Source organism: Sphingomonas sp. BK069, assembly GCF_014193405.1.
Lineage (GTDB): Bacteria > Pseudomonadota > Alphaproteobacteria > Sphingomonadales > Sphingomonadaceae > Sphingomonas.
Map to the genome: position 1 here is coordinate 33607 of NZ_JACHZH010000015.1, position 14121 is coordinate 47727.

The 14121-nt window shown below is 66.5% G+C and carries 6 protein-coding genes and 1 pseudogene; 5 read left to right on the plus strand and 2 right to left on the minus strand.

Annotated features, from left to right (window positions below; all coding sequences use genetic code 11):
- Positions 1-37 precede the first annotated feature (37 nt).
- Positions 38-586: a MucR family transcriptional regulator gene (locus FHY02_RS21680; RefSeq protein WP_221198790.1), complete on the plus strand. Its 549-nt coding sequence runs from the start codon at positions 38-40 to the stop codon at positions 584-586.
- 876 nt (positions 587-1462) lie between these two features.
- On the opposite strand, the gene FHY02_RS21685 is transcribed toward FHY02_RS21680, so the two are convergent.
- Both FHY02_RS21685 and FHY02_RS21690 read right to left on the minus strand, forming a co-directional pair.
- Entirely contained in the window at positions 1463-2002 is a 540-nt protein-coding gene (locus FHY02_RS21685) for a GNAT family N-acetyltransferase (protein WP_183926265.1), read from the minus strand.
- Positions 2003-2056: 54 nt separating this feature from the next.
- Positions 2057-4744, minus strand: coding sequence for a TonB-dependent receptor domain-containing protein (locus FHY02_RS21690; protein WP_183926267.1), 2688 nt, complete (start codon positions 4742-4744; stop codon positions 2057-2059).
- Between the two features lie 446 nt (positions 4745-5190).
- Between FHY02_RS21690 and FHY02_RS21695 the strand changes: the two genes are divergently transcribed.
- The 4 genes and pseudogenes from FHY02_RS21695 to FHY02_RS21710 all read left to right on the plus strand — a co-directional run bounded on the left by FHY02_RS21695 (position 5191) and on the right by FHY02_RS21710 (position 12567).
- Entirely contained in the window at positions 5191-6087 is an 897-nt protein-coding gene (locus FHY02_RS21695; RefSeq protein ID WP_311731910.1) for a LysR family transcriptional regulator, read from the plus strand.
- 251 nt (positions 6088-6338) lie between these two features.
- A complete protein-coding gene (locus FHY02_RS21700) occupies positions 6339-9137 on the plus strand; it encodes a TonB-dependent receptor domain-containing protein (RefSeq protein ID WP_221198786.1) in 2799 nt (932 codons plus the stop codon).
- A 52-nt stretch (positions 9138-9189) separates the two neighbouring features.
- Entirely contained in the window at positions 9190-11178 is a 1989-nt protein-coding gene (locus tag FHY02_RS21705; RefSeq protein ID WP_183926269.1) for a prolyl oligopeptidase family serine peptidase, read from the plus strand.
- 354 nt (positions 11179-11532) lie between these two features.
- Positions 11533-12567, plus strand: a pseudogene (locus FHY02_RS21710) (IS110 family transposase).
- The last annotated feature ends 1554 nt before the right edge of the window (positions 12568-14121 follow it).

The following is a 14121-nucleotide window of genomic DNA, read 5'->3' on the forward strand; positions in this document are numbered from 1 at the left end:
GGATTTGCCGCCTCGCTAGACCCAAAGAATGACCATTATGACCTCCGAGCCAAGCGCGCATGCGCCCGATATCATTGCGCTCGCCGCGGAATTGACAGCGGCCTGGCTCACCAATCCACACACGCGTGCAAGCTCAGCCGAGGTACTCGCCTTCCTGACGTCGATGCACGAGGCTGTGGAGGGTCTGTCGAGTCGCACTTCGGTCGCAGACGCCACGTCGGCGATTGAGCATATGCCGGCGGTATCGGCCCGCAAGTCGCTCGCTGATCCGGATCGGATCATCAGCATGATAGACGGCAAGCCGTACGCCAGTTTGAAGCGTCATCTCGCCAGCCACGGGCTCACGCCTGCTGAGTATCGCGAGCGGTTCAACCTCAAGTCTGATTATCCGATGGTGGCACCGGGTTACAGTGAGCGGCGGCGCTCACATGCGAAGCAGATCGGACTGGGGCGAAAGGCTGCGACCGCGGTGGAGAGCGCCGGTGCTGCCCTCGAGCAGGTGGCCGAGGAGGTCGTCGGCAAAGCGGAGAAGGGCGGCAGAGCCGCGCTTGGCGCCGCGCGCAAGACGCTGGGTATCCGCACCTAAGCTCGCTGCGCAATGCGCCTTAGCGAGTTAGCAGCCGGTTGAACGACACGCCGTCTGGTTAGACGTGGGTCCTCGAAGAGGTCGCGGATGGCTCGGCGCCGGAACCTATTCCACCAACGTTGCCAGCGGTGCTCCGCAGCATCGTGGACCAGATGACAACGCTGGCAGAGCGCAGCCAGGTTGGAGCGCGCATTGTTGCCGGGATCGTGGTCGAGATGGGCGCAGGCCAGCACGACCTTGGTCGACCGCACAGACGAGAGTGCGAGATAGCCTGAGAGCAAAACTCGTCTTCCTAGATGCGATCGCCAGCACCCGGCGTCCGCGTCCCACCACCTACCATCTCCTAGGTGGATGATCCTGCGCAAGTGAGGGCGGCCACAGTGGTCGCACCGCGAACCTGCGCGTTTGAAGCGTACCGCTGCCGACAGCTGCTCCCAGTCAATGGGGTAGAGCCAGCGGTTCTCGGGACGTATCGGCATTCCGATTCTATGAGTCAGCGAGCGCGAGAACAAAAGGGAAAGCTGACGGTCTGACGGAAGAGCAGCTGGCGGTGGTTGCCGCTGTTGTTAGCCGGGCACCTGACTGGATCCGCCGGAATCTGTCATCCACCAACTCGGCCCTGAGGCAAAGGGCTGAGGAAGCGCTGGCCGCTATGCTCGCGGCAGCAATGCGGGGCGTTTAGTGGGCGAGGAAAGGCGGGCATGAGGCGCGCGGGCGTACGACGACGCATAGACATGAACAAGCGGCTGGAGTTGGGAAGCGGTAAGGGCGCCGGGAACGGCCGCTTCTGGGTCCTCCCACTTGTGCTCCCTCCTTCCAGGCAGCTGGTGTCTGCGGCGCCACGTGCCGGATGTTCGGACTGGTCCGATAGCTATGTCACCTCATCAGTATCTTTCCCATCCTAACGAGAGGCACCGCGGCGCCGCCCGCCTCTGCGGCGATCGGCTCCTCCAGCCGGACATAGCCGCACGAGCGGTACAGCGGCTCGCCCGCCATCGTGGCCATCATCTCCGTCCGCCGGAATCCACGGTCCCAGGCTGCCCGCTCGCACAGCTCGAGCACGCGTCGGCCGATGCCGCGGCGCGTGAAAGCGGGGTCGGTGTACATCGCGCGGATGCGCGCCGCGTCGATCGAAGGGTCCAGCGTCTCCGGCTCGCGCGCGATCACGCTGGCATCGCCGCCGAACAGCGTCCGGCGGTAGCTCCAGCCACCGCAGCCCGCGATCCGGTCGCCGGCGAGCAGGAGGATGTAGGTACCGTCGCGCAGCAGCTGCGTGTCGACGCCCATCACAAGGTGGCTGGCCGCGACCTGTTCGGGCGTGAGGAAGTCGGACTGCAGCTGCTCGATCGCGCGACGCACGACGACGCGGATGGCGTCGAGATCGTCGAGCGTGGCGACGCGGTGGGTGAGATCCATCGTGCGATCCTCGCCGGTTCGGGCGGGACGGGCAAGCCGCCCCGCCGCATGCCGTCAGTACTTCACCCGCAGGCGCGTGTAGTAGAAACCGCCGTTGAAGCCGAACGGCCCGCCGTTGCGCGGATACACCTGCCCGTCCGCGGTGCCGCCCGTGAGCGGGTAGATCTGCACCGTCGAAGTGGGCGCGAGCCGGTCGGGGTGCTCGTCGGTGAAGTTCTGTGCGCCGACCGAGAGCGTGACGTGCTCGGCGAAGGTGTAGCTCAGTTCGAGGTCGGTGGTGAACTTGCCCCCGAAAAGCTGGTTGGCGACGCCGTTCGTCTGCCCATAGTCCTGCGCGCTGGTGAAGGAGCTGTAATAGTTCTCGCGCACGTTGAAGCTGAGGTTGCCCAGCGACCAATTGCCGTTGAAAACCACGCGGTGGCGGGGCGCGAGGTGCTCCGCATCGATTAGCTGCGCGGTGCTCACCACCCGTTCGTCATAGTCGGTTACCTTGGTCTCGTTGTAATTGTACCCGATCGAAAAGTTGAGCAGCGCCTCGCTCAGCTGCGTTCGCCAGGTACCCACCACGTCGATGCCTCGTGTCCGCGTGCGGAAGCCGTTGGTGAAATATTGCACCTGGCCATCGACGCCGACCGGCAGCAGCGCGGGCTGCGCTGCCAGATCCGCCGCCGAGACGATGAAGGGCGAGGTCAGCCCGATCCGGTTGCGCAGGTTGATCTGATAGCCGTCGACGGTGATCGTCATCCCGCTGACCGGCTCCAGGATGAAGCCGAGCCCGTAGTTGGTCGACTTCTCCGGCGTGAGCGGCGTGGCGCCGTAATATTGCGCCACCGCGGTATTGGTCGGGTAGGTGCCGCTCTGGAACGCGACGCCGTTGTTGAACGAGGTCGTCACGATCGAGACGTTCGACTGACCTGGCGACGGGGCGTGGAAGCCAGTGCCGACGCTGCCGCGGATCGAGAAGGCCTCGGCGAATTTGTAGAGCGCGTTGACCTTGCCGACCCAGGCGTCGCCGAAGGTGTTGTAATGTTCGTAGCGCCCCGCGGCGCCCACCGTCAGCGCCTCGGTGAGGTCGGTCTCCAGGCCGACATAGGCGCCGTACGCCTTCTGGTTGAAGCGCCCGGCCGTCTCCGGGCTGGTCCCGGCATAGCCGCTGGCGCCGACGCCCTGCGCCGCGGTCGTGCCGGAGGCGGTGTACACGCCGGGCGCGGTCTGCGTGTAGAGCTGCTGCGCGACCGCGTACGGACCGGCGGCGTAGGATTGCAGGTCGCCCGCGGTCTGCGCGTAGGTCTCCTCGCGATACTCGGCGCCCGCGGAGATCGTCAGCGGCGCGGCCAGGCCGAGATCGGCCGCGTAGGTGAAGTCGGCGTTGAAGTTAGTCTCCTTCTGTATGAGCTCGCCGAAATCGAAGCTGGTCTGCGTGTCGGGCCCGAACGAGAAATTGGCCGAGCTGTACATCGAGAGCGACAGCTTGTTGCGCGCGAGCGTGCCCGACACGTCGTAGCTGAAGGCGCCGGCGGTGCCCTTGTAGCCGAGCACGCCGTAGACCTGCTGGGTCTCGCCGACGAAGCGCGGGGTGAAGCCCGCCGGGTACAGGTCGGCGAAGCGGAAGGTGTTGCCGTCACGCACGAAGCCGCCGGCGGGGCAGGTCGCGCTGCCGGCCGGACAGGGGGTCAGGAAGAAGGTGTTGTTGAAGGCGCCGTTCGCTCCCTGATTGCGCACGGCGCCGGTGGTGTCGGTCGCGGTGCTCGAGACCGAGGCGCGATAGTTGAAGCTCTGGTTGCCCTTGCTCTCGGCGTAGTTGGCGAACACGTAGAGCTTGCTCGTCTCGGTCACGTTGATGGCCGAGTTGTACACCGCCTTGAAGCCGTGGATCGGCGAGCTGCCCCAGATCTGCGCGGGCAGCGGGTAGTTCGGCAGCTGCGAGGCGAGGTCGGGAAAGTTCTGCGCGAAATTGGCGGCCGACGGCCGCGTGCGCCCGCGGCTGGTCTGGCCGTCGTCGGTGTACTCGCCGGTGACGTTGATGAAGCCCCAGTCACCCTTCACGCCCGCGTTGCCGGCGATCTGGTAGCTCTCGCCGTCGCCCGCGTAGAACTGACCGGCGCGCCCGACGAGCTCGATGCCCTGGTTCTCGCGCAGGCCGTAGTTGAGCACGCCGGCGATCGCGTCCGAGCCATATTGCGCGGTCGCCCCCTCGCGCAGCACCTGCAGGCTGCCGATCGCGAGCGAGGGGATGGCGGAGATGTCGGGCCCCTGCGCGCCGCGACCGAGGCCGGTGTCGCTGCCCCCGTAGACCTGCACCAGCGCCGAGCGATTGTAGCGCTTGCCGTTCAGCATGACGAGCACCTGGTCGCCGGCGAGGCCGCGCAGCGACGGCGAGCGCACGAAGGTGGAGGCGTCGGAGATCGTGTTCTGGCCCGCGTAGAAGGAGGGCACGATGTTCTTGAGCTGATCCACCATGTTGGTGGCCGGCTGGGTGGTCAGCTCGGCGGCGCTGATCACGTCCACCGGCGAGGGCGAGTTGGTCAGCGTGCGGTCGGTGCGCCGGGTGCCGAGCACGACGATGTCGCTCTCGGGCTGGACGGTCGCGGCCGTGCCCGACGCCGCCGACGTGTCCTGCGGCACTTCCGCCTGCGGCGCGCTCGGCACCGCGTCGCTCGTCGTGGTTCCTTCTCCGTGCGCCGCCTGCGCTGCGACGAGGGCGAACGCGAGTGCGACGGTCGAGGTCATGTGTCTGATCATCTGAGGCCCCTATGACGAGTGGCTCTCAGGCTCCCTTCCAGACGTTCCCGCCCTTCACCGCCGGTTTCAGCCCGGTGCGCCAGGACGCGTGATGATCAGCCCTGCAGATGTCTGCGGCATCGTTGACGCGTGCCGCTGACCAAGAGAGTGGGATTAGGAAGGATCGTCCGACAAGCGGAAAATGATCCGGATCGCTCCAATACTTATATATGTTGCAAATATGTCGCATAGCTCTCGCGATCGACATCTAACGATCGAACGAAGTTGGGTACGTTTAGGACTCAGGTTGATCAATATTCGTCGGCTTACGTGCTCATGTCGTATCACCGCGTGCGAGCACATGAGCTCTCAGGGCGCGGCTTCGGAGCGGCCAGGTTGTGAGAGCTGACGATAGCAAGCGTTGACATCGATTAAGGCCTGCAACACCACGCCAACGTGATGATCGCATGATGCGCCTGCGGCATATCGAGGTTTTCCACGCGGTCTACTCGGCCGGGTCGGTCAGCGCAGCGGCGCGTGCGCTCCACGTGTCGCAGCCGTCGGTCACCAAGGTGCTGCAACACGCCGAGCAGGTGCTCGGCTTCCCGTTGTTCGAGCGGATCAAGGGCAAAATGGTGCCCACTGCCGACGCACACGCCTTGTTTGACGATGCCGCTGCGATCCAGAGTGGTGTCCATCTCATGCAGCGGCGGGCGCACAACCTGCGGCGTGGTCGCGGCACCACGCTGCGGCTCTCGACGTTGCCGTCGCTTGGGTTGGGAGCAATCCCGCGTGCAGTAGCGCACTTCCTGGAGCGCCATGCCGAGGTGCGGTTCGAGCTGCACACGATCCACACCGACGATATCGCTCGCAACCTGCTCGAGGGCGAGAGCGACATCGTGATCAGCTATCATCGCCCTCGCGGCGCGGCGCTGCAGAGCGTGCGCGTTGGCCGCGGCGAGATGGTGCTACTATACCGAGCCGGGGAGTTAAGCGACTTGCCAGAGCGCGTGTCGCTCGAGCGGCTCGCCGAGCTGCCCTTCGTCTCGACGGTAGACAGCGGACCCCAGGGCCAAATGTTGCTCGCCGCGCTCGAGCAGCAGGAGCTGCAACTTGACGAACTCGCCGCAGCCAGAACCTTCTTTGTCGCGGCGGCGCTGGTCGAGGCTGGTGTCGGTGTAACCGTCGTCGACAGCTACACGGCGGGCACCGCGGTGGCGCAGGGGCTCGAGAGCCGTCCGCTCGACCCCCCAATCGCCTTCGACGTCTACGCATTATACCCGGAAAGCCGCCCACCCGGTGCGTTGGCGGCGGCCTTCCTCGAGCACCTAATTGCAAGCCTAGCGCCGACGTTGCATCCATAACGCGCGGCTATGACATGCCGATGGGATAACATCGGACAATAGTCTTTCCCTTTCCGATCTCCCGACGCAAGAACGTGTCACACAGATCGGGAGCGGTGACACAATCGCTCGCCCTAGCATCTTGCGATGCAATCGGGCGCGCATTCACCATGCCCGACCGCGCGCCGCTAAAGGCCGCAACGCCCGCATAGGGCTTTCCGCAGGGAGAACGACGACGCGCCGCGCAAGCGGCTACTCGAAGGGGTTTGTTGATGTTGCATGATAGTTTGTTCCGCCGCTCGCTTGCGGCGGGCGGCAGCGCGCTCGCGCTGACCGCGATTTTCGCCATGCCGGCGTTCGCGCAGTCGAGCGCGCCAGCGGCGGCCGCTGCCGATGCCGGCATCGACCCGGCCACCACCTCGGCCACCGCCACGCCCGATCAGGCGAGTGCGCTAGATCAACGCGACGCTGCCGGGCAGGACGTCGTCGTCACCGGGTCGCGCATCGATCGCGCCGGCTATGACGCGCCCACGCCGACGCTGCGAGTCACCGCTACCGACCTGAGCGTCGGCGGCCGGCCCAACGTTGCCGCGGCGCTCAACGACCTGCCGCAGTTCCGCGCCACCACCTCGGCGCAGACCACCGGCACCAACACCGGCGCGGGCACCGCCCCGGTCGACCTGCGCGGCCTCGGCACCAGCCGCACCTTGGTGCTGCTCGACGGGCGCCGCTTCGCCAGCGACAACGACCTCAACACGATCCCGACGGTACTGATCAAGAGCGTCGACGTGGTCACCGGCGGCGCCTCGGCCGCGTGGGGCTCGGGCGCGGTCGCGGGCGTGGTCAACGTCAGCATCGACGACCGTTTCAACGGGCTGCGGCTCGGCGCGCAGGCGGGCATCTCCTCGTTCAACGACGCCGCCGAGCGCCGCTTCGAGGGCGCGTTCGGCGCCGCGTTCGCGGGCGGGCGCGGCCACGTGCTGGTCGGCGGCGAGTATCTCGACAATGACGGCGTGGTGCCCAAGGTCAGCCGGCCGCGGATCGGCCGCTGGGCCACCGTGGCCGACGGCGCTGGACGCTTCGTGCTCGCGCCCGACGTCGGCTTCTCCAACGCGGCCTATGGCGGGCTGATCATGTCGGGGGTGCTCGCCGGCAACGCCTTCAACCCCGACGGCACGCTGCGCCGCTTCGACGGCGGCACCGTGCGCGGCACCAACTCGATCGGCGGCGAGGGGCCGTCCAACGACGACCTCAGCCCGCTGGTGACGCCGCAGCGCCGCTACAATGGCCTGGCGCGCGTCAGCTACGAGCTGTCGGACGCGGTGAAGGCGACCGCCGAGGTGCGCCACTCGCGCATGTACAACAACTATATTTGGTTCGGCGATCACAACCGCAGCAGTGCCACGAGCGGGCTGCGGATCGGCAGCGACAACGCCTTTCTCCCGGCGGCGGTGCGCGAGCAGATGGCCGCGGCGGGGCAGACGAGCTTCTTCCTCGGTCGTTTCAACAACGACTTTGCTTACTCGACGATCGACTTCGAGCGCGAGACCACGCAGGCGACGCTGGCGCTGGACGGCACGATCGGCACCCGGCTGCGCTGGAGCGCCTATTACACCCACGGCGCGTTCCAGAACAACATCGACACGCCGGGCTTCATCCTGACGCAGAACTATGCCCGAGCGGTCGACTCGATCGTCAGCCCGACAACGGGCCAGCCGATCTGCCGCGTCGCGCTGACCGACCCGGGCACCGCCTGCGTGCCGATCAACTTGTTCGGCGAGGGCGCGCCGTCCGCTGCGGCGGCGGCCTATGTCACCGGCACGCCGATGTCGCGCTCGACCACCAAGCTCGACGTCACCGGCTTCTCGCTGCGCGGCGAGCCGTTCGCGCTGCCCGCGGGCGACGTCTCGTTCGCGGCCGGGTTCGAGGCGCGCAAGGAGCAGATCGACACGCGCGTCGGCGCGCTCGACCTGGCGCGCGCCTTCACCTCGTTCAGCTTCTCGCCGCTGGCGGGCGCGTTCACGGTGAAGGAGGCGTTCGGCGAGCTGCTGGTGCCGCTGATCCACGACACGCCGCTGCTGCGCCGGCTCGAGCTCAACGGCGCGGTGCGCGTCAGCGACTATAGCACGACCGGCTCGATCTGGTCGTACAAGCTGGGTGGCACCAACGAGTTCTTTCCCGGGCTGCGCGGCCGCGCGACCTACTCGCGCGACATCCGCTCGGCCAGCCTGTCCGAGCTCTTCACCCAATCGACGGTCGGCTACAACAACCTGACCGACCCCCAGACCGGGCAGAGCGTCTACGTCCAGAACATTGGCGGCGGGAACGTCGCGCTGCGCCCGGAGGTGGCGAACACCTTCACCGGCGGCGTGACCTGGTCGCCCGCGTCAGTCGCCGGGCTCAATCTGACGGTCGACTATTACGACATCCGCATCGACGACGTGATCACCACGATCGCGCCGCAGGACCTGGTGACGCGCTGCTTCGCCGGCAACCTCGACCTGTGCTCGCGGATCGACCGCGACGCCGCGGGCACGTTGGTCCGCACCCGCTCCACCTTCGTCAACCTGTCGCAGTATCAGACCAACGGGATCGACGCCGAGCTGTCGTACCTGCTGCCGCTCAGCCGGCTAGGGGTCGACAGCGGCGGGCGGCTGCGCTTCCGCCTGCTCGGCACCTGGGTCGACGGGCTCAGCACCGACGACGGTGTCAGCCAGATCGAGTATGTCCGCTCGCAAGGCTATTCGTTCGGGCTGGGCGTGCCGAAATGGCGGGTCAACGGCGCGATCGGCTATGACGATAAGACCTATTCGGCCGAGCTGCGCGCGCGCTACATTTCCCCGGGCGAGTATAACCTGACCCAGGACATCACCAACGGCCATATCGGCGCCTACACCTATGTCGACCTGCAGCTCGCCGCGCGCATACCGGTGACGAGCGGGCCGTCGCTCGAGGTCTACGCCAATGCGAGCAACCTGTTCGACAAGGCACCGCCGGTGGGCTCGCTCTACTCGCCTTACTACGATGTCATCGGCCGGTACGTCACGGTCGGCGCCCGCGTCCGCTTCTGATCCCTCACCGTCGCCGTCATCGGCGGCGACGGCCCTCTTCCCGGAGACTGCCATGCGGCCGCTGTGCCCGTTCCTGCTCGCCACCTCGCTCCTCATCCCGCTCAGCGCTGTCGCTCAGGCGGGTGATCCCGCCACGGCTTCCGCCGTCGTCGCCAGGCCGGCGGCAATCGTCGCGGACGGCGTGCCTGCCATTCCGGTCGCCCTGGCCGACGCAACCCGCCCCTATCTCCAGTCGCGCCGCGCGCAGTTCCTCGGCTGGAACGACGCCGATCGTTCGATGCTGATCCGCACCCGCTTCGGTAGCACCGATCAGGTGCACCGCGTCGCGGCGCCGCTCGCGTCGCGGCACCAGCTCAGCTTCGAGGATGAGCCGGTTCTCGCCGCCACGCTGGCGCCAGGCCGCGCCGACGCGCTGGTGGTGCAGAAGGATGTCGGCGGGGGAGAGTTCTACCAGCTCTACCGCCTCGCCGACGGCCGGCTCGAGCTACTGACCGACGGCAAGAGCCGCAACTGGTTCGGTGCGTGGAGTCGCGATGGCGCGCTGGTCGGCTATTCCTCGACGCGGCGCAACGGCGCTGACAGCGACCTCTACGTCATCGACCCGCGCGATCGCGCCAGCGACCGCCGCGTCGCGCAGGTGCGCGGCGGCGGCTGGAACATCGCTGATTTCTCGAGCGACGGGCGCCGCGCGCTGGTGCTCAACCGCCAGTCGATCAACAAGGCCGATTTGTACGAGCTCGACCTCGCCTCGGGCGCCCTCCGCGCGCTCACCGACGTCAAGGCGCAGGTGTCGTACGAGCATCCGCGATACGGCGCCGGCGGCGCCATCTGGGTCGTGTCCGACGCCGGCGGCGCCGACTTCCTGCGGCTCGGCCGGCTCGACGCGCGCGGCCGCTTCACCGCGGTGTCGCGCGAGCCGCGCTGGGACGTGAGCGACTATGCGCTGTCCCCCGACGGCGCGACGATCGCCTACGCCGTCAACGAGGCGGGGATCAGCCGGCTGCGCGTGCTCGACGTCGCCGGCGGGACGGTGCGGCCGGTGACCGACCTGCCCGAGGGCGTCATCCCGTACAGCATCGGCCCGGCGCTGGAGATCTCCCCCTGGGGCGTGATCGGGCTGAGCATCGGCGCGGCGCGCGTGCCCGGCGACGCCTTCGCGGTGGACGCGCGCACCCTGGCGGTGACGCGCTGGACCGACAGCGAGGCGGGCGGGCTGGATCCGGCCGGCAACGCGGCGCCGCAGCTGGTCGAGGTGAAGAGCTTCGACGGCGAGACCGTGTCGGGCTTCCTCTACCGCCCTGATGCGCGCCACTTCCCGGGCAAGCGCCCGCTGGTGGTGGACATCCACGGCGGCCCGGAGGGCCAGACCCGCCCCGACTTCCTCGGCGCCGACAATTACCTGCTCAACGAGCTCGGCGTGGCACTCTTCTACCCGAACGTGCGCGGCTCGTCGGGCTTCGGCAAGCGCTTCGTCAACCTCGACAACGGCCCGGACCTGCGCGAGAATTCCGTGCGCGACATCGGCGCGTTCCTCGACGCGCTGGAGCGTGACCCGGCGCTGGACGCGACGCGCTTCGCGGTGACCGGCGTCTCCTACGGCGGCTATATGTGCTACGCCAGCGCGATCCGCTACGCGGCGCGGTTCAAGGGCGCGAACTGCTATGTCGCGATTTCAAACTTCGTCACCTTCCTCGAGAATACGCAAAGCTATCGCCGCGACTTGCGCCGCGTCGAATATGGCGACGAGCGCGACCCGCGCCAGCGCGCCAAGCTTACCGCGATCTCGCCGCTCACCAGCGTCGACAAGATCACCATGCCGCTGCTGGTGGCCACCGGCGGCAACGACCCGCGCGTGCCCAAGTCGGAGGCCGATCAGATGATCGCGGCGGTGCGCGGCCGCGGCGGCACGGCCTGGCACCTGATCGCGCAGAACGAAGGACACGGCTTTCGCAAGAAGGAGAACAGCGACTATTATTTCAACGCGTCGATGCTCTTCTGGCAGACAACATTGCTTGCAGATCCTGACGCAAAAACGCGCTAGGAGTTTACCTCGCCAATGACGTTTGCATGTCCGCGCAACTTTAAAGCGGACGTGCAAACGCCCATGGCATGCTAGGCCAGCCACGGTCGGCCCCAACGGAGCCGATGGTCATGGCTTATGTGCTCGCCGACTGCAGCCAAATGGGTGACTTCGACCATAGTTTGGGCGATTAGTAGAATGTCGCGGCTCGTTCCTGCTCGCATCCTAAAGCGGTGGATCCGAGAGTCCGCCACACCGTCTCGCCGCCCCTAAATCTGACCTGAACGAATGGGGTGGATGGCTCCCGCTCACGGCATCGCGGTGCCAAAGTGCGAAGGCTGTCAGGCATTCACGAGCATATGGGAGCCACCCGTCATGGAGATTAGCACGATTGGCCTTGATCTGGCCAAGAACGTTTTCCAGGTTCACGGCGTAGATGCGGAGGGCAGCGTGGTCGTCCGCAAGACGCTGCGACGAGCGCAGGTTCTGCCATTCTTTGAGAAGCTACCGCCTTGTCTTATCGGCATGGAGGCGTGCGGGACCGCGCATTAATGGGCGCGCGAGCTGATGAAGCTGGGTCACGAAGTGCGGCAGATGCCGCCGGCCTATGTCAAACCCTATGTGAAGCGCGGCAAGACAGACGCAGCTGATGCGGAGGCGATTTGCGAGGCGGTGACGCGTCCGACGATGCGGTTCGTGCCGGTGAAGTCGCCGGAGCAGCAGGCGGCCTTGTCGATGCATCGGGCGCGCGACCTGCTGGTCAAGCAGCGTACGCAACTCGTCAACATGGTGCGAGCGCTGCTGGCGGAGTTCGGCATCAACATTCCCCAAGGCGTTCGTTTGGCGTTGGGAATGGCGCGCAAGATCGTCGACGGCGAGGCGCCGGCGGTGCCGAGCGAGGCGGCAAGGGTCGTCGGACGATTGTCACAGCAGGCGCTCGACACCCATGCGCAGCTTCGAGAGATCGATCTGGATCTCCTGGCCTGGCAGCGGGCAAACGATACGGCTCGCCGTCTCATGTCGATCCCCGGCATCGGTCCGATCGGGGCAACGGCGCTTGCCGCGTCGGTCACTGATGCGAGCCAGTTCCGCTCAGGGCGAGAGTTCGCCGCCTGGTTGGGCCTGACGCCGCGGCAGCATTCAAGTGGCGGCAAAGAGCGGCTTGGGCGCATCACCAAGATGGGCGACAAATACCTTCGAACGCTGCTCGTCGTGGGCATGACGTCGCTCATCAAACGCGTGGAGCGCAAGCCGGAGACTGCCGACCCGCGGCTCGTGGCCCTACTCGCGCGCAAGCCGACACGCGTGGCGACCGTCGCCATGGCGAACCAGACCGCCCGGGTTGTCTGGGCCATCATGGCGCGCGGCGAGACGTACCGGGCCGGGCACCAACCCAGGCTTGCGGCATAACGACTTAGCTGGAACGACCAAACCAAGGAGACCAGCTTCACGAGGTTGTGAGAGCGATGCGATGTGATGGCGAACCGGTCAGACCGGGAGCAGAGACAACCCAACGGACGCTCAAGGCATCATAGCCTGTTGAACGAGATGGGACTCAGCTCGCGGACTCCATCAGGGCCAGCAGTCCTCACCGGCTGCACCAACAGGCCGAACAGAGAGCTGCACCCGACCCTACGTCGACACGTCGAATTACCCTTGCAACGCGGGAGCCATCCACAGAGAGCGACCGAGATCAGGATCCGAGCGGGGTTCTCGCAAAGACTGCTTTCGGGTCCACGGGCGCAGTGGAGAAGGGACGGAAGACGCTCACCGCTGTGTCCGCTGTATCCGCTGTATCCGCTGTTTCCGCTGTACCCGTAACCGCATGGACGCCGCTGACATTCATGCTGTTGCAGGAGGGTCCAATGGAGGCGTTGTTCGTGCATCCCTCCAGGCACTAGCACGGCGTCGGATCGCGCCCGGTCTGGCATCGGCTGGACCTATGTCCGAATCGCGGAGGCTTTCGGCACGCCGGTGCACGTCTACTCGGCCGCCACGCTGCGCGGAGGGGGTCGGCGCTGCCATCGAGCAGGTGGCCGAGGACGTCGTCGGCAACGTGTAGAAGGGCGGCAATTCCGCACTTAAGCTCGCTTCGCAGTGGGCCTAGGCGAGCTGGCAGCCGGGTAAACGACGCGCCTTCTGGTCAAGCGTGGATCCTCGAAGAGGTCGCGCATGGCTCGCCGCCGGAACCTGTTCCACCAACGCTGCCAGCGGTGCTCCGCGGCGTCGTGGACCAAGTGACAACGTTGGCAGAGCGCAGCCAGGTTGGAGCGCGCATTGTTGCCGGGACCGTGGTCGAGGTGAGCGCAAGCGAGCACGACCTTGGTCGTTCGGACAGCCGAAAGTGCGAGATAGCCGGACAGCGCTTTTCGTCGCCCCCAATGTGACCGCCAGCGCTCGGCGTTGGCGTCCCACCACCTGCCGTCCCCCAGGTGGATGACCCTGCGCAGGTGAGGGCCACAGTGATCGCACCGCGAACCTGCGCGCTTGAAGCGCACTGATGCTGACAGCTGCTCCCAAACGATGGGGTAGAGCCAGCGGTTCTCGGGACGTATCGGCATTTCTATTCTATGAATCAGCGAGCGCGAGAACAAAAAGGAAAACTGACGGCATGACGGACGAGCAGCTCGCTGTGATTACCTCTGTGTTGAGCCGGGCACCTGACTGGATCCGCCGGGATCTGTCATCCACCGATCCTGCCTTGAGGCAAAGGGCAGAGGAAGCGCTCGCCGCTATACTCGCGGCAGCAATCCGAGGCACTGCTTAAGCGGGGGAAGAAGCGGGGCGTTCTGCGAGTCGGCAAAGAAACGCATCGAGATGAACGAACATGGGGTAATTGCGGGAGCGAGCTACCTCGATCGGCGATGACGTGGAGGAAGGTGGCTGTTCCCCGGTAGATGAAGGTGCGGGCTCACGACTGGCAGCCGGGCCCATTCATCGGAACGGAGAACAGCCATGGGTGAG

What these genes read in the sequence shown, in the direction of transcription:
- FHY02_RS21685 (WP_183926265.1), bottom strand. Translation starts at nt 2,002, where the DNA reads ATGGATCTCACCCACCGCGTCGCCACGCTCGACGATCTCGACGCCATC.
- FHY02_RS21695 (WP_311731910.1), top strand. Translation starts at nt 5,191, where the DNA reads ATGATGCGCCTGCGGCATATCGAGGTTTTCCACGCGGTCTACTCGGCC.
- FHY02_RS21700 (WP_221198786.1), top strand. Translation starts at nt 6,339, where the DNA reads ATGTTGCATGATAGTTTGTTCCGCCGCTCGCTTGCGGCGGGCGGCAGC.
- FHY02_RS21690 (WP_183926267.1), bottom strand. Translation starts at nt 4,744, where the DNA reads ATGATCAGACACATGACCTCGACCGTCGCACTCGCGTTCGCCCTCGTC.
- FHY02_RS21705 (WP_183926269.1), top strand. Translation starts at nt 9,190, where the DNA reads ATGCGGCCGCTGTGCCCGTTCCTGCTCGCCACCTCGCTCCTCATCCCG.
- FHY02_RS21680 (WP_221198790.1), top strand. Translation starts at nt 38, where the DNA reads ATGACCTCCGAGCCAAGCGCGCATGCGCCCGATATCATTGCGCTCGCC.